Genomic DNA, 21,942 nt, shown 5'->3' with positions numbered 1-21,942 from the left:
ATCAGTCTCCGGTTTCGGTGGGGTCGGTGGCGTTCCACGGCAGGCCATCTGACGACGCCGGGAGGTGCTTCGTGAGGTGTTCCGCGGCTTCGCGGAGGGTCGCCAGAAGGGGGTCGACGTCAGTGAACTGGGCGGAAGGCCCTGTGAGCGAGAGGCAGCAGAAGACGCTGCCCCGGTCGAACACGGGCAGGCCCAGGGCCGTCCATTGCGGCTGGATCTCACCGTGGGAGAGGTCGTAGCCGCGCTGGCGGATTTCGGCCAGCTTGGCCGGAAGAGCCTCCGCCGTTGGCGTCGCGGCGGTGTATCGCTTGATACCCGAGGCAAGAACATTGGCGACCACTGCAGGCGCCGCGAAGGCGAGCAGCGGCGTCGCGCTCGCCCCGGCATAGAGGGTCCGGGTCGCGCCGATCCGGAATACTGGGGCACCCGAGCTCCCCGCCGGGACAACATCGAGGCACAAAGCAAGGGTGTGGACGCGGACGGTGAGGACCGCCGTGATGCCCGTGGCCCTGGCCGCCCGGATAAGCGCCGGACGGGCGTAGTCCACGAGGTGGGGGCCCTCCGTGGAGGCCGGTGCCATGGCGGCGCCGGCGTGGATGCGGCCGTCGTACTCGACGACGAACCCGGCCTCGCGGAGCTGGTTCACGATCCGGTACGTTGTGGCCAGCGGCAGCCCTGCACGCTCGGAAAGCTCCTTCACGCTCGCTCCGCTCGAAGCGGCTACGAGGTGAAGGAATCCCAGGCCACGGGCCAGGATCGACGATCCCTCCTGGCCCGTCGCGAGAATCCTCTCCAGTTCGCTATCCATGGCTAGGCCCGCGTCACATGGCGGCCGTAGCCGGCCTGCCCGAGCTCGCCGCTGGCGGAATCCCAGATAAGGCGGCCGCGCAGGAACGTCTTCTCGACGAACCCGCCCGGGCGCATGCCGGAGTACGGGGTCCAGCCGGCGTTGGAGTGCATTGCGTCGTCTTCGACGGTGTAGCCGGCGTCGGGGCGGAATACCATGAGGTCCGCGTCGAAGCCCGGCTCGAGGCGGCCTTTGCGGTCGCCGATGCCGAACCGGTCCGCCGGTCCGGACGTGAGAGCGGCGACGGCGTTGTGGAAGTAGGTGGCAGGGTCCGGGCTCCGCTTGAGGGCCCCTCCGAGGGTGACGTTCACGAGGGTCTCGACGCCGGGAGCGCCCGAGGCATTCTCGAGGATGTGCTCGTGGGACTTCATCGACAGGGGCCACGGGGCGTGGTCAGAGGAGATGATGGGGACGAGCCCGTCGCCGATCCCTTGCCAGAGGCCCTCCACATGCTCACGGTCGCGCAACGGTGGGTTGATCTTGAGGCGGGCGCCCTGGGCGTGCATGTCGTCCGCCGTGAACGTGAGGTAGTGCGGGCACGTCTCCAGGGAGATGTCCGCGCCGTCCTCGTTCCACCAAGCCGCGAGCTTGACCGCGCGAGGGATGGACATGTGGCACAGGTGCAGGCGCGTGCCGCGATCATGGGCGATCTCCATGGCCGTCAGGACGCCGAGGGACTCGGAGACCGGCGGGCGGGTGCGCACATGGGTGAGCGGGTCGAGGGGGTTGGACTCGCGCTCGACGCGCTGGAGGTGCTGAACGATCTCGTTGTTCTCAGCGTGCACCGCCAGAGTCCGCTTGACGTCCGTGGTGGCAGCCATGATGTTGAGCAGTTCGGCGTCGTCGACGCGCGGGAAGCGGTTCGTGTCGGTGTGATACAGCGAGACCTTGTAGCCCACGACGCCGGCCTCCGCCATCGGCTCAGCCTCTCGCCACCCGCCGCCCGGCCAGAGCGTGCCCATGAGTGCCACGTCGGTGACCGCCTCGCGGGTGATGATCTCACTCTTTCGGTTGACGAGGTCCGCGTCCCGGACGGGGCCGGTCCGGTCGAACGGCATCTCGACAATGGTCGTGACTCCGCCCGCCGCGGCAGAGCGGGTCGCAGCGAGCATGCCCTCGCCCTCGTGGGAGTAGCAGTGCACGTGGGCGTCGATCGCGCCGGGGAGGACGTAGGCGTCGCCGACGTCGATGTGGCGGGCGCCGCCGAGTTCGGCTTCGCTCCTTGGGGAGCCGGAGGTGACGCGGTCAATGGTCTCGCCTGAGATCCATACCGAGCCCTGGCCGTAGCTGCCGTTGGGAAGGCGCAGCGTCCCGGTGACGACGAGCGTGGGGCGTGGTGAAGAATTCATGCTTCGAGTGTGACGGGGGCCTCTCTCTAATACCAAAGGGATTCCCGTAGATTGAGAATTCTGCCTGAATCGGGCCAGCAGTCGACGTGCGCATGGAACAGCAGGCAGGGGAGCCCTTGGCCGCAGTCCAAGAACAAGCTGCACCCGTTCTATGCGCCCTCGGCCTCAGCGGTTCGCCGAATAGGCCCGAGGTAGATTCTCGTACTGCGCCCAGACGGCCGTAGCACGGGCATAACCAGGGCCAGAAATGGGATCCCGTTCCCGTGTCACGTTGCGCCGGGTTGCATGCCCGAAGAGTAGGCACCGGCTGTACCGAGGTCATTCCGGCGCTATTGGTTGTTTTGGCTCTCGCGGAAAGACTGCCGCGCGTCAAAATTCCCCCGCGAAAGTGGAGGTGAAGTCTCACAGGGTGGGGGGAGTCGGCAGTTGTACTCAACGTACTCTCCCTGGCCACAAGTTTGATCGTTGTTGTATTCCAGTTCGAGAACGACTTCATGGGAGTTGGTTGGGTCCCCAGGTAGAAGTCCAGTGTTTGTGTGAGTTTCGTGTCCGAGAATGGACACAGGAGGAAATTCACGAATCATGGCACGCAGACACACCCCCGAGCAGGTCATCGCCAAAGTCCGGCAGGGCCAGAAAATGCTCAACGACGGACGACCGATGGTCGAGGTCATCAAGGAGCTCCAGGTCACTGAGGCGACCTGGTACCGGTGGTTGAACCAGTACGGCTCCGAGAAGAACGCCGAGGCGTCCAAGCGGACCAGGGAGCTGGAGAAGGAGAACGCCCGGCTTAAGCGGCTGCTGGCGGAGAAGGAACTGGCTATCGACATCCTCAACGAGGTGGCCAAGGGAAAATTCTGAGCCCCGAACCCCGCCGCCGTGCCGTGCGCATGGCGGTGGAGAAGTTCGGGGCGTCCGAACGCTTCGCCTGCGCGGTTCTGGGCCAGAACCGGTCCGCTTTCCGCAAGAAGAAACCCGAGATGGGCTTCGAGGAAGCCCAGCTCCGGGCTGCCCTGCGCGCCGTCGCCGGGAAGCACCCCTCCTGGGGCTGGCGGAAGGCCCGCTGGCACCTGCTGGCCCAGCCAGAGTGGGACGGCGTGGCGCTGAACAGGAAGCGGATCCGCCGGCTCTGGCGCGACGAAGGCCTGGCCTGTAAACCCAGGGCGCGGAAGAAGCGCCGCGCCGGGCCCGGCGCCGGGGAGCAGAAGCGGCTCACAGCCGAGTACCCGATGCACGTGGTCAGCTTCGACTTCCAGTCCGACGTGACCTCCTGCGGCCGGCACATCCGGTTCTTCAACGTCATCGACGAATACACCCGCACCGCGCTGGCGATCATCCCGCGCCGGTCGTTCAAAGCCACCGACGTCGTCGCGGTGCTGGAGAACATCATCGCCGAAACCGGCACCGCCCCGGCCTACGTCAGGTGTGACAACGGACCGGAATTCACCGCCGCGGCACTGCTCGAGTGGTGCAACACCGCCGGCGTCGACACCGCATTCATAGACCCGGGATCACCCTGGCAGAACGGCTTCATCGAATCCTTCAACGCCCAATTCAGAAGGGAACAACTCTCCGGAGAAATCATGGACACCATGGCCGAAGCGAAGTATTTGGCAGAGGAATGGAAAGCTATCTACAATCATGAACGGCCCCACGGATCCCTGGACGGCATGACGCCGAAACGCTACTGGGAAAACTGGACGCAAGAAAACCAATTAGCTATCGCATAAACGCTGGACTGCTAACGGGGGCCCAACCAGAGTAGTCGTCCTGGCCTCCGTTTTGTACTTATTAGGCGTCCTTGCCCTCCTCCTTGAGGGCAAATTCGGGCGGGAGACACCGTCGTGGTGGAAGCCTATGCTTCGGGAACCGGGGACCACGTATGAGGCATCGTGCTCCATCCGGGAGCCCTGCGCCCCAAGGCTGCGGTTGGAGCCGCTCACGTCGATGCATACACAGACGGGACGCACGGCGTGCTGGTGACGCGTCACGATTTTTGGCGTTGTTCCGTAGCTCTTTCCCCAAGCGTTCCGTTCGGACTCGGCCGCGTGGTTCCAGTTCTTCGAGACCGTGCCACGTGGGCACCCAAAAGAGGCGCCGATTCTAGTCAGCAGCCGTTTGACTAGAATGAGTGTTGTAGTCTTCAAGTCAGCGAGATTCGCTTCAGATTGAAGGCAGGTAATGGACGTCGAGAAGTTTCGTGAGAGCCCGATTGGAAGTTTGGTGCCGATTCGAGGCATGGACGGGCTGAAACGTGAGTACGACCATTTCTCGTACGTTCCCCACCCTTTAGGGAAGGAGCCAGAGCTCACTAACGCTGCCTGGCATGCTGTGAGTCGGGCTAACAGAGCTCTCGGTGCACTAGACAAGGCCAGCCGCCAAGTACCAAATCCTGCACTCATCCGCATGCCGATGATCAGGCGTGAGGCCCAAAGCACGTCAGCTTTGGAGGGTACTTATGCTCCTCTTGACCGAGTGCTTGCCGTTGATGATACGTCTGATAAACCGCGAAGTGCGGAGCTAGACGAAATAATGAACTATGTCGAGGTCGCGGATCGGGCCTTTGATTGGGTTCAGGCCGGTCGGCGGATTACCCCTGGTTTGCTCACTGACCTGCATCGAACTCTTGTGAGGGGGACTGCAGCAGACAACGCGGACGCCGGCGCTGTTAGGTCTGTCCAGGTCGTTATTGGAAGCCGCGGCGCTGATATCACGGACGCTCGTTTCATCCCGCAACCCCCAGGTATAGAGCTGGATGCGGCTATACGAGACCTGTTGGACTGGATAAACGAGGCCCCTGAAGGTGGGCGAGATCCTGTGATTGCTGCTGCCCTTGCGCATTACCAGTTTGAGACTATCCACCCTTTCAATGACGGGAACGGACGTCTAGGGCGGCTTCTAATTGTTCTTGGTCTTATGCGAGACGGCGTTGTAACCGAACCTTTGCTCAGTGTCTCGCCTTGGTTTGAGGCCAGACGAGATGTTTATCAGGACCAGCTTGCCCGGCTAAGTGAGACAGGCGACTGGTCCGGATGGGTGGAGTTCTTTGCAGAGGGCATTGCCGCGTCAGCCCAAGAGACTGCCACGCTCGTTGACGATCTCCTGGACGTCAGCCAGAAACACATGGATACGCTTCGAGAAGCTGGCGCCACCGGTGTGATCCTCGATGTGGCCGGCTCCCTCTTGGCGAGCCCAATCGTCACGAAAGCCAGGCTTGCGAAGAAGTTTGGAAAGAACTACCAGACGATCAGCAACGCTGTGGTGAAGTTGCAGCAACTCGGGATCCTGGAAGACTACCCTTTTGAGGCTTCGCAGAACACGTACATCGCGTCGGATATCTTCGGCATCCTGACTCGTCGGTGAGTTGCGCTCTAGCTGTAAGCGCTTCCACTAGAACACACGAGAAAGTATTCAAGTGGACTTGAATCAACTGGTTATGGTTCTAGTGAACCGCCTACTCACTAGAACGAGTAAGAATGGATTCGATAAGAATTGAATGACATGAAAATTTTTCTCTACCCGTGATCACAGAGTTGTGAGCATGCGCGCTACCACACGAGCGGGCGCTCCACGGAGGCGCCAAGCCAACGAATGCCTCGTTCTGCAGGCCTTGCCTTGGCCGTGACGTTGGGGTAATCATGCACTCGCGCACGCCTGGCAATGAAGGACTAAGTGGACTACTGAGGTCCCACGTGCGACAGCAAAGGAAGCTAGCTGGACCCTGTGTCGATTGCACGGTCACGGCGAGCCGGCCATTGCAACCGACTCACCTTTTACTCACCCCAATCAACGACAAGGGATAACTACTCATCAACCGTCGTTGACCGCAGAAAGCCCTAGAATCCGGGCAATGCGGGACCTTCGCTGCCCGCCGGCAAGCGTCTGGACCTAAAGCGGGGGTCGTCGGTTCGAATCCGACAGGAGGCTCCAATTGTGGCTTTGACCTGCGGTTTCGTTCCCGCGGATCCGGCCTGCGGGACCGATTTCAACTCCGGCGCACCATCAACTCACCAGATTCAGATTCGACAGAGTTCCCCTTCTCAGGTCCGGCCCGTGATTGCCTGGGACCCGTCAGTGTCCCGCGCTTTTCGCCCGCCGAATGGCCCTGACGCCGAGCCACTATATGCACTGCCGCAGCCTGAATCGTGCCAATCTGCAGGCCCCAGCGTTCGCAGCATTCAGGGAGAGCAGGCCGTCTCAGCCCATAGGACGATGCGACTGGCTTCCGTTGGACAGTCTGAAGGAAGCAGTTTCCATCGCGGAAGGCCGGATTGCGCCGCACGGTCAGGCCCGGTGTCTGACCCTTCGTACGAGATTGCGGCGTTCAAGGTCCGTTCATCCTCGGATTGCCGCTGTGATGTTCAGTTTTGTGCAGTCTGTTCACTGAGTACTTCGTCGGGGATATTGTTCTGATTCAAGACGTCCAAAGCAACTGAACCGTCACGGTCCCGTCCGGTTCTCACCCCGATCCAACCTCTGCTCCGCACGACGGTACCGCGGCGTTCCGGCCCCTGCGCAAGGAGCCGGTCAGCACCATCTCGGTCCCGACAACGGTTCGCGAGATGGCGCCTGGCATGCACGCATACGTCCGGAACAACACCTGCCCAAACCTGGATCAACCCCTGCCGGGGTACTCAATGAGGAGATTTTCCATGTCCAACTTCGCAATCAACCGTCGTCAGCTGCTGCAGGCCGGGGGCGTCGGGGGCCTCGCCGCCGCACTGGCAGCCATGTCACAGGGCGTCGCCGAGGCGGCCCCCAAACAACAGGGCGCAGGCGAGCCCATCATCACCGATCTCGGACCCGCGGTGGTCCAGTTTTCGCTGATGAGCTCGTTGCTGGTCGGTGACACCGTCTACATCGGCTCACGCAACCTGAACCCGGTCCGCATCATCGGCTTCCACCTCCCCACGCAAACCGTCACCTCCCGCACCGACCTCGGCTCGGGCTACAGCATCCAGGCCCTGGCGGCCGACGCCACCGGCCAATACTTGTACGCAGGCGTCCTCCGGGACGGGATCGACGGTAAGCCGAACATCTACCGCTGGGACCTGAGCACCCCCGGCCAGCCTGCGGTAGGAGTCGGCGAAACCGGCGACCGCGACATCCGCGCCCTGGCCGTGGCCCCCGACGGCAAGGTCTACGCTGCCGGCGGCGGGCAGACCACCAATGCCCCGTCACTGTGGGAATACGATCCCGCCACGAATGCCACCACCAGCTGGGGCGTGCCGGACCCCGGAGCCACCATCGCGCAGGCCATCGCCGCCACCGCCAGCACCGTGTACTTCGGCACGGGCAGCACGCTCGGCGGCGGAAACGGCTCCAGCCCTGCCCGGCTATTTGCCTTTGACCGGACCACGAAGACGTCCACCAACATCCTGCCGGCAGAGGTGGCGACGGGCGTGTCCGTGACCTCCCTCAGCGTGCTGGACGGACAACTTGGAGTCGGCGTCAAGGGTCCCGGGAAGTCCGTTCTGATCAACCTGGCCGATCACACCAAATATACGATCATCGCGAAGACCGGCGTCATGTTCCGGCAGCTCGGGAACCAGGTGTTCTTCGTCAAGGAACCCGGCGTCTGGGCCTACAACATGACGACTAAGAAGATCACGCAGATCCTCACCGAGGACGTGGGCGCCATGTGGGGCCTGGACGTCTACGGCAACAAGGCGATCACGGTGTCCTCCTACGACGTCATCGAGATTGATCCCCCGACGAAGACCGCCGTGAAGTACGACCTCACCCAGGCCGGAGCGCCGGGCGGACCACAGCTGTGCATGGGACTCGCTGCAGGCGCCGGCGATGTCTACGTGGGTGGCACCGGAACCATCGCCCGCCACCAACTGGCCTCGGGACAGGTGTCCTACCTCCGGGCCACCGGCGAGGCCAAGGACGCCATCGTGGTGGGCGGCATCCTCTACACCGGCCAGTACAACTCCAGGGGAATCTACTCCTACGACCCCAAGACCGGCCAGCTCCCCTACCAGGTCGCCGCGCTGCCCGCCGGGCAGAACCGGCCACTCGACGTCTGCTGGGATGCTGTCAACGGTCTCGTCATCGCAGGCGCGCAGAACGACACCGGCGGCGGCGGCTGCTTCGCCGCCTACAACCCGGTCACCAGCCAGGTCACCACCAAGGTCAACCCCATCGACAATCTCCAGATGGTGCGTGCTGTGGCCACGAAGGACGGCGTTGCCTACCTTGGCGGCGACAACATCTACGCCAGCGGCCCCCGCAGCACCATCGTCGCCTGGGATCCGATCGCCAACCAGGAACTGTGGCGCATCGATCCGGGGCAAACAGCCGGAGTGGCGGCCCTCGCCATTCACGGCCGCTACCTCTACGGCATGTCCCGCAGGGCCGCAGGGCTGTTCGTCATTGACCTGGATACCCGCCAGCTTGTCCACACAGGCGATCTGAGCAGCGTATGCACGGACTTCGGGGCCTTGACCGTCAGCCGGGGCATCATCTACGGCGTCTCGGACACCACGGTCTTCCGCATCGACCCCATCACTTTCGCCGTCTCGGTGGTCGTTGCCGGCATCAACGGCGGCTGGTACAGCGGCCCGCACATTGCAGTCGACGAAGACGGCCTGCTGTACACGACCCAGGGCACCAACCTCGTCCGGATAGATGACAAAGGAGCCATGCAGACCATGAGGCGCTAGCTGTAACACCCGCCGACGTTGTGAATGCGTTGTGAATGCGTTGGAGTGCGGCGGCGGGTGGCGGGGCAGCCGACACTGCGAACTCAAACACTCAGGCCCTGGGGGCAAGAACAGTAGACCCCCATGACTTCTACGGAATTCACCGTGAATGGCCACACTTAGAAGGTTGGCTCTGAGCCAGTCCTCGTAATTTGCATTGATGGCAGCGAACCCGAATGGCATGTGCGGCTATTAAGCGGGAAAAATGCCGTGGTTGACCGGAGTTCCCTCTGGTGGAGGATCCTCCTGGCCTGCCCATTGTGCTAGGCCCCGCGCTCCCGCATCGATGACGCAGGCGCTAAGCTCGGCGCCGCCGAGATCGTAGAGTCAGGTCCCTGTTGCCTCATTGAAAACCCTCCGGGTTTTCAGCTGTTCCAGGCCCTGTTGACGGGCTTGGCGGCGGCGGGTTGTTTTACCCGGGAGATCGTTTCGAGGTTAGCTGTGAGTGCCAGGATTTGGCGTGTGAGTGGGTCGGGTTTGATCTGTCTGAAGGCGGCGTTCATCCGGATGATCGGGCGTTTACCCATGGTTTCGTGGCGGATGGCCCGCTGGCGGGGAGTGGCAGGTGCGTCGTGTTTCTTTATCACTTTCGCGGCGTGCCGTTGCTTCTCGATGATTTTCTGCTGAGGCAGCAGACAGTTCGTGTAGACCCTGTCCAGCGGGGCGCCGTCGTTCTTGTTCCCGGGCCGGGACCGGGTGAACGCGATCTGGTAGGCGTGGCAGTAGGCGAGCAGGTGGTCATTGATAAACTCCGAGCCGTCGTCCGAATCGGTCCCGATGATCGGGAAGGGGAACGCCGCGGTGACCTGTTCGAGGGCCTAGAAGACCCATTTGGCAGCCCTGTTCCGCACGGACCTGTTCACCGTGGAAAACGTCGGTCACTGTCCGGGTGAAGCAGAATTCCCTGAAGCTGTTGCCGCCCTCGTGACCGACCAGTTCGATCTCCACGAATCCCGGGACGGCATCGTCCCACTGGGCCCAGGTCCGGACCGGGATCTGGGATTTCAGGAGTGTGTCTGGCTTCGTGTTTCACCTTGTCCCGCGGGAAGAGTTTTGCACGTTCGCCGGCAAGTTTGCGGTCGATGGTCGCCGCGCTCATGCGCATCAGCAGATCCGCTTGCGCGTTGGTGCTCAAGCTCCTTGTCCCGGCGCAGCAATGGCGCCAGGACCGGCAGCATCGGGGCCAGCAGATCATGGCCATAGGCCGGCGTCCTGCCCGATCAGCGCTCTTGTAGGCGAGGGCTTTCTTCTTTGTCACAGTCTGCTGCCGGGCCATCGTGAGCTCCATAAACGGGCATAATCCGCACCCGCTGCCACCACCTTGAGCCACGCCGCCGCTACGCGGAGGTTTTCTATGAGTCATCGCGAGGTCTTGACGCAACCCTTCTGCCAGCGCTATGTTTACGTAAACTCATATATGTTCACGTAAACATGAACGGATTGGATTAGACAATGTTGTCGACATCGAACGCATCGTCGCGTTATCGCATAGCAGCGGCAATCGCCGCCTCAACCCTCGCCCTGGCTACACTCCCACTCTTACCCCCGGCGGCATCAGCTGCAGACAATCCCGTTGTTCTGACACCGAACCCCGCACAGGCAGGACCGGCGTTCAAAGGATGGGGCACCAGCCTCGTCTGGATGGCCAATGCCACCGGACATTATCCGGAGGCCATCCGCAACGACCTCATAGACAAGGTCTTCGGCGACGACGGCCTGAACCTCAACATCGCCCGCTACAACATCGGCGGTGGCAACGCCACTGACATACCCGACTACCTACGTCCCGGTGGTGCCGTTCCCGGCTGGTGGAACCCGAATACTGGGCTCTCCGACCAAGCCGGGCCCATCACCACCAACTACGCTGACCGGGACCGCTTCCTCGCCGCATGGACGGGAGACAACGCCTCGGACTACAACCTTGACGCCGACGCTTCGCAGCGCGCTTGGATCGCGGCCATCAAGGACAAAGTGACCACCTGGGAGGCGTTCAGCAACTCTCCGCCCTATTTCATGACAGAGAGCGGCTACGTCAGCGGTGGCCTCGACCCGAATGCGGACCAGATCAAGCCCCAGGCAATCGGCAAGTTCGTCAATTACCTCAAGACCGCCGCGCAGCACGTCGAGCAGGCTGAGGGCATCAGTTTCGACACCATCAACCCCCTCAACGAGCCCAACACGAACTACTGGAAGACCACCATCGGCGGCAACGGCCTGCCGAATGGCGGAGGACAGGAAGGCGCCCACGCCGGCCCCGCCCTGCAGTCCCAGGTGCTGACGGCCATGGCTGCCGAACTCGCTGAGCAGGGCACTACCACCGAAGCCAAAGTGTCCGGTCCAGACGAGACGTCTCCTGGACGCTTTGTCGAAGACTGGAACGGGTGGACCCCGGAAACCAAGCAGGCCGTCAGCCAGCTCAATGTCCACACGTACTCCACCGGCGACCGTATGCAGGTCCGCGACATCGCCAAGGCCGCCGGCAAACCATTGTCCATGAGCGAAGTGGAAGGCAACTGGGGAGGCGATTCGTGGAACCCGGCCAGCATCGAAAACGGCCTCGGCATGGCGACACGCATCACCGACGACTTGCGCGAGCTCGACCCCGAATCCTGGGTACTGTGGCAGCCCGTTGAGGACCTCTACAACATGGAATTCGGCGAGAAGAAGAACTGGGGATCGGTCTTCATCGACTTCGACTGCAATGCCGACGGCGACTCCGCACGGCGCGTAGCTGACGGCGCCGCGGATCCTTCGTGCCGCACCGAAGTGAACTCGAAGTACAACACCATCCGGAACTTCACCCACTACATCGAACCTGGCGACCGGATCATTCCCACCAGCGACGGGAAGACGACGTCTGCACTGAAGAACGACGGTTCCGGGCTCGCTATGGTGCACACCAACGATTCCGACCAGGCTAAGACCGTCAGGCTGGACTTGTCCAAATTCGCGGCGATCGGCGCCGGTGCCACTGTTACTCCGGTGGTTACCACCCAGTCTCCGGCCGGCGATCCCACCGCCAACGCGCTGGTGAACGGCACCCCTGTTGCTATCGACGCCGGAACGCGCTCGGCAACGCTGACCGTGCCCGCCAAGTCAGTCACGACCTTCGTTGTCAACGGGGCAACCGGCGTCGCCGCCGATGCGCCGGTAGTACAGGACGGACAGTCCTACAGCTTCGTCGGAGTCCAGAGCGGCAGGGCCGTGACGGCCTCGGATGGAAGTCCGGCAACTGTGCTGGGCGACTCCGTCGCCTCACCCACTCAGCTCTGGAAGGCCACCCTCATCGCCGACGAAGACGGCACCACTCGTGACCGGTTCGTCCTGAGGCTCGCTGACGGCCGTGCTTTGGCCGCCGATGCCAACGGAACCGTCCTGCGCACTATCACCGACGACGAAGCGCTCGCAGACACCTCGGCCCAATGGCTCTTCAACACGACCGATGGTACGTCGTTCAGCCTCCTCAACGCCGGACGGGAACAGGTTTTGGATGTGTCCAACCAGTCCACGGCTTCTGGCTCCTGGATTGGGTTGTGGACCTCGAATGGTGGGGCGAACCAAGCGTTCACCCTGCGCAATGCGAACGAAGGCACGGGCTACACGAGCTTCAAGCCCGGCCAGGAATGGCGGGACGAATCGGGCAATGTGATCCAGGCCCACGGCGGCCAAGTTGTCTCCTCCAAGGACTCGGAAGGCCGCACCATCTACTACCTGTACGGGGAGGACCGCACTAACGGTTACCACTCCTCGCCTGGCGTGCATGCCTACAGCTCCTACGACCTCTACAACTGGACGGACCGCGGAGTAGCACTGAAGGCGATGTCCTCCCCGGACCAGTTCACCAACGATCCGTATTTCCAGGGCCTGTACTCGGGTTACACCACTGAGCAGACGAACGCTGTTTACCGAGACCTCGGAACGGTGTCCGTCAACGGTGAGGTCCCGGCCATCCTCGAACGGCCAAAGGTCATCTACAACGCGGCCACCAACAAGTGGGTCATGTGGGTCCATGCCGATGGCCCTTCCAGCTGGTCGGACGCACAGTATGCCAAGGCCAACGCCGGCGTCGCAGTATCCGATTCGCCGTTCGGGCCGTTCCGCTACATCGACAGCTACCGGCTCCACAAGGCGACTGCAGGCGATCCCACCAACCAGGCGCCGAACAACCCGGGCATGGCCAGGGACATGAACCTCTTCGTGGACGACGACGGTACCGGCTACATCATCTACTCCAGCGAAGAGAACAAGACGATGTTCATCTCGAAACTCAACGCTGACTACACCCACCTCTCTGCCTCGCCGGACGAAGCCGTGGAGGGCATCGACTTCCGGCGCGCCTTTGTCAACGACTCCCGCGAATCACCGGCCATCTTCAAGTACCAGGGCCGCTACTTCATCATCACCTCGGGAACCACTGGTTGGGCGGCCAACCCGGCCGAGTACGGCACGGCAACCAGCATCCTGGGCGATTGGACGGAGATGCCAAATCCGTTCAGCAGCGATGTTGCCTGGAATTCCAACAATTCGCAGCCTTCGTCCGTCATTCCGGTCGATGCCGCGAATGGCAAGTTCATCTACATGGGTGACCGCTGGAACAACGGGACAGACCTGGCAAACGCGCAGATGGTCTGGCTGCCCATCCAGATGGGCGAAGGCGGCAAGACCCTCAGCGTCCTGTCACCGTCCGAATGGCGCCTCGAGGACCTCGATGCCAACTCTGCGTGGAGCGTCACCGGAGTTCCTTCGAGCCTGGCTGTCGGTGAAGCCTTCAACGTCAACACCGTGACGGTCACGCAGAACGGGCAGACCTCTTCGCAGCCTGTCACCTGGCAGGTTACCGGCAGCACCAACACTGTGGGAGTCATTACCGCCACTGGCACGCTGTCCGGTTTCGGTGGCCGAACCTTCAGCCGCACCATCCCGGTTGTCCCGGAGGGCGTCCAGTACGCGGTGAACGCCGGCGGGAAACAAACAGCCGACTGGACCGCGCTGATGGAGGCCGCAACGCAGGATGGACCTGTCCTCAACAGCACGGCTGACCAGCCCTTCGGGGCAGACCCTGCCACTGGCAAAGCGTGGGGCTACGAGAGCGAAGGCAGCGGAGTTGAAGGCACCGCTGACGGCAACATCTTCACGACGCTCCGGTACGCCGCCGCTGGACGTGACCTGACCTACCGCTTCAGTGACCTGGCCCCGGGCACCTACACGGTCTACGCTGGCTACTACGATCCTTGGGCCCAGTGGGACGACCGCGGAGCCAAGGTAACCGTCAATGGTGCTGTGGTGGAGGCCGACCACGACTACAGCGGGGACTACCAGTCCGCGGCCTACCAGAACGTCACCGTGGGCACTGACGGGAAGCTCACCTTCGCGCTTAGCCCCACGAGGGGGCCGGACGTACAGCTCAGCTGGCTAATGATCGCGAACCCGGTTCCGACGCTCACCCCGTCGCCGGCCCTAAACGTATCCGCGGTAGCAAGCACCAAGTGCGTTTCCGGCAAGGTTGTGGTGAACGTCCAGGCGACGAACAATGAAGCCTCGTCGGTCCAGGTGAAGTTCACCTCGGCTTTCGGGACCAAGTCCTTCGCCCAGGTAAAGCCCACTAAGAACGCGGTGCATGCCTTCTCCACCCGCGCTGTGTCCGTCCAGGCCGGTGTGGTGTCCGTAGAAGCTACGGGCACGGTGAATGGCCAGCCCGTAACTGTAACCAAGGAAGCCGCATACAACGCAGCGACCTGTAACTGAGCCAATTCCGGCGGCCTGTTACTCGACGGGCCGCCGGCATGGCACTTTCCACGCATCACCGAACCACCCCGGCTGACGGCCGGAACTTACAGAGGATTTATCAGATGAACAGAATTGGATTCGCCGCACGGTGCTCCGCCGTTGCTGCAGGCACAGCACTGCTGCTTGGTGTCGCCGGGATGGCGATGGCTGAAGAGAACCACGGCGAGCAGGACGTGGATGTCAACGTTGGCATTACAGAACCAGCGGGGCTTCGCCCCAGCCCGACAAGGCATGTTGTCTCACCGTGGGTGGGGGGGCTCCGGTCGGGCAGGGTGATCCGTGACAGTTGAATTGTCGCGGGTGTATGACTGCCGTAGCAGTGGTGGGCCTTTCGGCCTCCTGATCACCGACCGGAGCTTGTGATGACGATAGCGCGCACCGTGGCAGATGTCTTGTCCGAGCATGTGAGGTTCGAAGTTGAGTGCATCGACCGGATGTACCTCAACGTGTATCAGCCCAAACTGCAGTATGCCGCCGGCCTGGTGGGCTATGTGCAGCGGCAGTTGGGTTTGCCGATCGCCTCCACGGCACCGTTGGCGAAGATCACCGACCGGTTCACCGCGGCGGTCCACGGCTTCGCCGAGGCGGAACATATCGAGTGGGTGGATTTCCTCAAGGGCCAACGCAAGGACGACGTGATGGCCAACCGGCTGGCGTCGTTCACCGCTCCGGAGGGGGTAGTGTTCATCGGCCGGGCTCAGGAGAAAACCCCGCTGTTCCGGACTGAGAAACGTCACCACGACGACGGGTTGTCCTACCCGTGGATCGTGAAGACCACCGGGGTGGTCAACCATTTCTACTTCTATTGTGTTGACGCCGATTTCGGGCCGTTCTTCCTCAAGTTCTGCTCCTACTTCCCCTATAACGCGAAGTTGTGCATCAACGGCCACCACTGGGCCCAGCGGCAGGCCGCTAAGGCGGGGATCGGTTACGTAGCGATGGATAACGCCTTCGCCGCGGTGGAGGACGTCCCGGGCCTGCAGGGAATCTGCGACCGTCTCGGACCGGAGCAGATCGACGCGCTGCTGCGCAAGTGGCTGGCCATCCTGCCCCACCCGTTTACCGCTGTCGACCGGGCCGCCGGGTACCGCTACGACGTCTCGGTGTTGCAGGCGGAGTTCTCCTTGACCCAAATGCTCGACAGCCCGGTGTCGGGGCGAGTGTTCTTCGAGAACGTGATCCGCGAGAACCTTGATACCGGCCGCCCGGACCAGGTCAGCCTGGTCTTCGGCCGCCGGTTGATGAAGACCGGGCCCCGGCCAACCCCGGGCCGGTTCAGGACCAGGGTGATCACAGACGGGGTCACCCCGAGCCTGCACGTGGACTATAAGAATGCCACGATCAAGCAGTACCACAAGGAAGGGAGGGCCCTGCGGACCGAGACAACAATCAACGACAGCTACGATTTTCGAATCGGCAAACGACTGACAAATCTGCCCGCACTGCGGGAGATCGGCTTCACTGCCAACAGGCGCCTGCTACGCGTCCAAAGAATCAGCCATGACCCGATCACCGGAACCCAGGCACTACACGCCATCACCGACCCAGTCATCACCGCCGCCGGCGCCCGGATTCCCGGACTGCGCCTCGGGCAACAACGAAGCCACGCACTCCTGTCCGCGTTGCCGGTGTTCAAACTGCAACCGGACGGGTTCGTCAACCGGGACCTGCGCTCACTCACCGCACAGCTACGTGGAACCGACCCCGGCACCGTTACCGTCGGACAGATGACCTATGATCTGCGCCGGCTTCGCCATCACGGCCTCATCGAACGCATCCCACACTCCCACCGCTACCGGGTCACCGACACTGGCCTTTCCACCGCCATGTTCATCAGCGCCGTTCACGACCGGCTGCTTCCCACCGGCCTGGCCGACCTGCAAACCCCGGTACCAACGAGGTTGCGAGCCGCCACGCGCTCCTACCAAAACGCGATCGACAACCTCACCCACATCACGGGACTGGCCGCTTAAACCCGAATCTGACCCAGCCACCAAAAACACGACCCAAAAATCACGGCTTCGCCGACTTAGCCTTCTAGCCGACGCCGGTGTGCTGGCTATGAGCATCGGGGGCACCACTACAACGCTCACCGAGGACGGGTCAACGTCCACCGTGCGGCAATTCAAAGGCTCTCTACCGACCGTGACGGTTACCGACACCCGCGCAGCGGATGAGATTCCTGCGGGTGCCGGTTGGTACGTGCTGGGATCGTCCACTGATTTCGCAGGAGACTCGGGTCAGCCGGCGATCAGTGCCTCACACTTGGGGTGGCAGCCGCAGCTCATCGACGGCGGGGAGTCGGGGCTGGTTGCAGAGGGCGATCAAGTGGGCACTGTGATGGACTCCGGACCACACGCGGTAGGCCTGGTTGACCAGGAGCTCCTCGCGTTGGCTCCAGATTCGGGTGCAATTGCTTCAGAGGGGCAGTGGACTGCGACCGCGGATCTCTTCCTGCGGACGTCGGCAACGGTCGCTCCGGGTGACTACACCGCGAAACTGACTATCTCGCTGTTCGAATAGTTGCAACGGAAGTATCGGCATCCCATGAGGCCCGTACTACTTATGCTGGCCCGCGCAGGACTCCTGCGTCGCTGCGCTGTCACTATGTTTGTCATGGCCGCGGTCTTCCTGGCAAACCTTCCCGCTGCGCCGGCAAGCTTTGGGACAACAAGCGGTCCTGACGGCAGCCCCGTCACGTGGGCCATGAGTCCATCGGACGCGGCGGGCCCTGACGGCCGCTCGTGGGTGGAACTGGAGCTCGATTCCGGGGCCAGCGTCGATGAGCATCTCGCCGTCAGGAACCTCGGCGACCGGGACGTTACCTTTTCGCTCACGGCAGCGGATGGCTATTTCACCTCGACTGGGCGCTTCAACATGCTGCCTGCCGACAAAACGTCGGTCGGCGCGGGTATGTGGATTTCGATGGACTATACCGTCACGGTGGTGGCAGGCGGCGCCGTCGTCGTGCCATTCACGGTGACGGTCCCCCAGAACGCAACACCCGGCGATCACGCCGCAGGCATCGCTGCGTCAATTCATTCCGAGGGTGCCAAGGACGGCACACGGCTGGGCGTGGAGAGCCGCGTCGGGTTCCGTGTCATGACCCGGGTGAAGGGGGAAGTTAAACCCGGACTAGGAATCCATGCAGCCGCCAGCTACGAGACGTCTTGGAACCCGGTCGAGCCAGGGTCTGCCGACATTACCGTTGACCTTGAGAACACGGGGAACGTCCGGCTATCCGTAGACGCTTCCATAACAGTGAACGGCGGGAGATCACCCGCCGCCGGGACGGAGGAAGCCCGCAGCCTTGAACTGCTGCCGGGTGACCGGAGAACGGTCCGCATCCACGTGCGGGACGTGTGGCCGCTAGGCATCATAACGTTGCCACTGACGGTTTCGCGAGGGGGCATTGCCCCGGATGGCGCGACCCAAGCTCTGGATCCGGCGCTGGAAAGTGTGACGCTATGGGCGATTCCGTGGCCTCAGCTCGCTATCCTCATTGCCTTGCTGCTTCTGTTTGGCGGTCTTTTCTGGGGTAGGCGGCGTCGGAAGACAGAGCTGCTTCGGCTGGTCGAAGAAGCCCGCGAAGCCGGCCGCCGGGAAGCGGGAGCACCCTGATCCACGGGTGCGGCCAAGAGGCAGGAAATTGTCGAAAATCGGGAATTTATGCTTGCCAAACCGCTCATGTTTACGTAAACTTCTTGCAACTTGATGTTTACGTGAACATTCACAAGAATATTGAACTGATCCAGCGGCTTTCTACTTCCACTACTACCCCACACTTGAGCTATTCGATAGTCGAAGCCAGAGCGCGCGGATGCGTGACAGGCTTATGAAGAACCACGATCCAAAGGAGTAATCATGGCTACAAATCTTGGCCCGTTCCAGGCGGCGGAAGGCGCCGGTCCAGGACGGCGGACCTTCCTTAAGACTCTGGGAATCGGCGCCGTCGGCGTGGCAGGCTTCCCACTGCTGACGGCCTGCACAGGTGGGTCTGGTCCGGCACCAGGTGCCGCATCGAAGAGCCTGACCTTTGGTTCCGGCTCATCCGATGAAGTTCCCCGGAACGCCTACAAGGCAGTCACGGACGCCTTTACCAAGAAGTCAGGCATCGACGTGGCAACAAATGTTGTCCCGCACAATGACTTCCAGAACAAGATCAACTCCTACCTTCAGGGCAGCCCAGATGACTCCTTCACCTGGTTTGCCGGCTACCGCATGCAGTACTACGCCGAGAAGGGTCTGTTGGCCCCCGTTGACGACGTCTGGGAGAAAATCGGCGGGAACTTCTCCGACGCCATCAAGAAGGCCTCCACCGGCCCCGACGGCAAGCTGTACTTGGTGCCCAACTACAACTACCCGTGGGGTTTCTTCTACCGGAAGAGCTTCTGGGCCGAAAAGGGCTATGCGGTCCCGGCCACCTTTGACGAGCTGACCACTCTTGCGGCAAAGATGAAGGCCGACGGCATCATTCCGATCGGCTTTGCCGACAAGGACGGCTGGCCTGCCATGGGCACGTTCGACTACATCAACATGCGCCTCAATGGGTACCAGTTCCACGTCGACCTGACTGCCCACAAGGAGAGCTGGGACCAAAAGAAGGTCAGCGACGTCTTCGACACCTGGAAGGCTCTCCTGCCCTTCCAGGATCCGGCGGCCCTCGGCCAGACCTGGCAGGATGCCGCCAAGGCGCTGGAAGCCAAGAAGACTGGCATGTACCTTCTGGGTTCATTCGTGACGCAGCAGTTCACGGATCCCGCAGTGCTCGCGGACATCGATTTCTTCCCCTTCCCCGAGATCGCAATGGAGGGAACCGACGCTGTGGAAGCTCCCATCGACGGTTTGCTGTTGTCCAAGAAGGGCGGCGACAACCAGGCCGCACGCGACTTCATGGCATTCATGGGCTCCGCGGAAGGGCAGAACGCCTATGCCGCTGTGGACTCATCGAACATAGCGACGGTCAAGGGTGCGGACACGTCCGCATTCTCTCCGTTGAACAAGAAGTGTGCTGACACCATTGCCAATGCGAAGTACATCAGCCAGTTCCTGGACCGCGATGCGTTGCCGGCTATGGCCAACAACGTGATGATTCCGGCCCTCCAGTCGTTCATCAAGGACGGAAGCGTCGACGTGAAGAATCTGGAAGCGCAGGCCAAGTCGCTCTACGCGGCCCAATAGCGTAGACCTGCCCTGGCTGCACGGTTGCTGGTCAACCGGCCAGGCTTCCCGAGCAGGGGTCGGCCGCGGATAACATCGCGGCCGGCCCCGGCGACGAATACCAAAGGAATTCCCATGAGTACCACAGCCGAAAAACCGGCCTCCCCGAACAGCGGTCCGCCCGCTGGCGGCGCCCATCGTGGGGCAGCCAGCGCCACGGTGGCGGGTGCCGGAAAAACGCGCACGAAGTCCAGACGGGTTCGCCGCCTGAGCCGCCGTGACAAGTTCGTCCTGGGGGTCATGGTTGGCCTCCCGACGCTCATTCAGTTGCTGTTCGTGTGGTTGCCGACCCTCTTTTCCATAGCACTCAGCTTTACCCGTTGGAACGGGCTGGACCTTGCGGACATCAAGCCAGCCGGTACGGACAACTACGAGTTCATCAGCCAGAACTACCCACCCTTCTGGCCGGCCATCCAGCACAACGTGCTTTGGCTGGCCTTCCTGGCACTCATTGCAACCCCACTGGGATTGCTGCTCGCTGTGTTGCTGGACCAGAAGATCCGGGGCAGCAAGATCTACCAGAGCATCTTCTTCACGCCCGTCATGCTATCCCTCGCGCTGATCGGCATCATTTGGCAACTTTTCTACAACCGCGACAGCGGACTGCTGAACTACTTGCTTGGCACAGCAGGCACACCGCAAGCGGTCGATTGGTTCGGTGACTCGAACGTCAACATCTGGGCCGCCATGATCGCCGCAACCTGGCGTCACGCAGGCTATGTCATGATCTTGTATTTGGCCGGCCTCAAAGGCGTGGACCCAACGCTCAGGGAAGCTGCGTCGATAGACGGAGCCAATGCCTTTCAGACATTCTTCCGAGTGGTCTTTCCGGCCATGCGCCCGGTCAACATCGTGATCGTGGTCATCACCATCATCGAGTCCCTGCGTGCCTTCGACATCGTCTACGTGATCAACCGTGGCACCAACGGGCTCGAACTGCTCAGCGCGCTGGTGATCCAAAACCTGATCGGTGAGGGCCAGGTGATCGGCGTCGGTTCTGCCCTAGCCGTCGTGCTCCTGGTGGTCTCTTTGGTACCGATTGTCTTCTACCTCATCCGCACCTTCGGCAAGGAGAAAGAGGCATGAGCACCATCGCCCGCACCCTTCCTGTCCAGACCGGCAAACCCGGCAAACCGGGCAAACGCCACTATGGCACGCACATCTTCCTTACCGTCATGGCTGCCATGTGGCTGATTCCGCTCGGCTGGTCGCTGTACACGGCGCTCCGGCCCAAAGCCGACACCGACAAGTACGGCTATTTCAGCTTCGGAGGCAGCTTCAATTTCGAGAACTTTGTTCAGGCATGGAACCAGGGGGGATTCTCCAAGTACTTCCTGAATTCCGTCCTGATCACAGTCCCAGCGGTCCTGCTGACTCTGCTCTTCGCGTCCATGATGGCCTTCGCGGTTTCACGCGTCAGTTGGAAATTCAACATCACCCTGCTGATCATGTTCACGGCCGGTAACCTCCTGCCCCCGCAGGTCCTCGCCGCGCCCCTGTTCGAGATGTTCAAGCATGTCGCCCTGCCATACTCGTTCAGCGATTCCGGAAACCTGCTCAACACGTACATCGGCGTCATCGCGGTGGACACCGCCTTCCAGATCGGCTTCTGCACTTTTGTGCTCTCCAACTACATGAAGGCGCTGTCGGCCGACCTGACGGAAGCTGCGCTGGTGGACGGTGCCGGTATCTGGCGGCAGTACTGGAACATCATTTTGCCCCTCTGCCGCCCTGCACTCGCAGCATTGGGGACCTTGGAAGTCATCTTCATCTACAACGACTTCTTCTGGCCCCTGCTGTTCATCCAGAGTGGTGACAGACTGCCAATCACCACAGCCATTAATAACCTTCAGGGTCAGTTCCTGAGCAACTACAACCTGATCGCGGCCGGCGCCATTATCACGCTCATTCCCACCCTGATCATCTACCTGGTCCTGCAGCGGCAATTCGTAGCTGGACTCACCTTGGGCTCCAGTAAGGGGTAGCCGCGGACATAGGCCAGCATGGAACGAGCTACGGACACGGCGACATC

At 62.0% G+C, this 21,942-nt stretch carries 13 protein-coding genes; 11 read left to right on the top strand and 2 right to left on the bottom strand.

Annotated elements, in window-relative coordinates; translation table 11 throughout:
• Window position 1: 1 nt before the first annotated feature.
• Window positions 2-808: an IclR family transcriptional regulator gene (locus MUN23_RS04615; protein ID WP_248762338.1), complete on the bottom strand. Its 807-nt coding sequence runs from the start codon at window positions 806-808 to the stop codon at window positions 2-4.
• A gap of 2 nt (window positions 809-810) precedes the next feature.
• A complete protein-coding gene (locus MUN23_RS04610; RefSeq protein WP_248762337.1) occupies window positions 811-2,196 on the bottom strand; it encodes a dihydroorotase family protein in 1,386 nt (461 codons plus the stop codon).
• A gap of 582 nt (window positions 2,197-2,778) precedes the next feature.
• On the opposite strand from MUN23_RS04610, the gene MUN23_RS04605 reads away from it, so the two are divergent.
• The 11 genes from MUN23_RS04605 to MUN23_RS04555 all read left to right on the top strand — a co-directional run bounded on the left by MUN23_RS04605 (window position 2,779) and on the right by MUN23_RS04555 (window position 21,895).
• A protein-coding gene (locus tag MUN23_RS04605) for an IS3 family transposase (protein WP_248762336.1) occupies window positions 2,779-3,926 on the top strand; the annotation gives its coding sequence in 2 pieces (ribosomal slippage) (window positions 2,779-3,052 and window positions 3,052-3,926; 1,149 coding nt in all).
• A 451-nt stretch (window positions 3,927-4,377) separates the two neighbouring features.
• Window positions 4,378-5,559 carry a Fic family protein gene (locus tag MUN23_RS04600; RefSeq protein WP_248762335.1) on the top strand — a complete coding sequence of 394 codons (1,182 nt, stop codon included), beginning with the start codon at window positions 4,378-4,380 and terminating at the stop codon, window positions 5,557-5,559.
• A gap of 1,289 nt (window positions 5,560-6,848) precedes the next feature.
• The gene (locus MUN23_RS04595) at window positions 6,849-8,864 is read left to right on the top strand and encodes a hypothetical protein (protein ID WP_248762334.1); all 2,016 of its coding nucleotides are present in this window, start codon (window positions 6,849-6,851) and stop codon (window positions 8,862-8,864) included.
• 1,680 nt (window positions 8,865-10,544) lie between these two features.
• Complete coding sequence (locus MUN23_RS04590) at window positions 10,545-14,648, top strand: family 43 glycosylhydrolase (RefSeq protein ID WP_248762332.1); 4,104 nt, start codon at window positions 10,545-10,547, stop codon at window positions 14,646-14,648.
• Between the two features lie 104 nt (window positions 14,649-14,752).
• On the top strand, window positions 14,753-14,980 hold the full coding sequence (locus MUN23_RS04585; RefSeq protein WP_248762331.1) for a hypothetical protein: 228 nt from the start codon (window positions 14,753-14,755) through the stop codon (window positions 14,978-14,980).
• Window positions 14,981-15,052: 72 nt separating this feature from the next.
• Window positions 15,053-16,663: a hypothetical protein gene (locus MUN23_RS04580; protein ID WP_248762330.1), complete on the top strand. Its 1,611-nt coding sequence runs from the start codon at window positions 15,053-15,055 to the stop codon at window positions 16,661-16,663.
• A gap of 88 nt (window positions 16,664-16,751) precedes the next feature.
• Entirely contained in the window at window positions 16,752-17,213 is a 462-nt protein-coding gene (locus MUN23_RS04575; protein ID WP_248762329.1) for a hypothetical protein, read from the top strand.
• 24 nt (window positions 17,214-17,237) lie between these two features.
• On the top strand, window positions 17,238-18,311 hold the full coding sequence (locus MUN23_RS04570) for a hypothetical protein (RefSeq protein ID WP_248762328.1): 1,074 nt from the start codon (window positions 17,238-17,240) through the stop codon (window positions 18,309-18,311).
• 243 nt (window positions 18,312-18,554) lie between these two features.
• Window positions 18,555-19,871 (top strand): ABC transporter substrate-binding protein, encoded by a 1,317-nt coding sequence (locus MUN23_RS04565; protein WP_248762327.1) that lies wholly within the window; start codon window positions 18,555-18,557, stop codon window positions 19,869-19,871.
• A gap of 114 nt (window positions 19,872-19,985) precedes the next feature.
• Window positions 19,986-20,996, top strand: a complete 1,011-nt coding sequence (locus tag MUN23_RS04560; protein ID WP_248762326.1) for a carbohydrate ABC transporter permease — start codon at window positions 19,986-19,988, stop codon at window positions 20,994-20,996.
• On the top strand, window positions 20,993-21,895 hold the full coding sequence (locus MUN23_RS04555) for a carbohydrate ABC transporter permease (protein ID WP_248762325.1): 903 nt from the start codon (window positions 20,993-20,995) through the stop codon (window positions 21,893-21,895). Before MUN23_RS04560 ends, MUN23_RS04555 begins: the two co-directional genes overlap by 4 nt.
• The last annotated feature ends 47 nt before the right edge of the window (window positions 21,896-21,942 follow it).

The sequence above is a fragment of the Pseudarthrobacter sp. SSS035 genome, assembly GCF_023273875.1.
In the GTDB taxonomy this organism is placed as follows: domain Bacteria; phylum Actinomycetota; class Actinomycetes; order Actinomycetales; family Micrococcaceae; genus Arthrobacter.
Note: the sequence above shows the minus strand (reverse complement) of the source record. Positions and strands in the feature narration are given on the sequence as shown.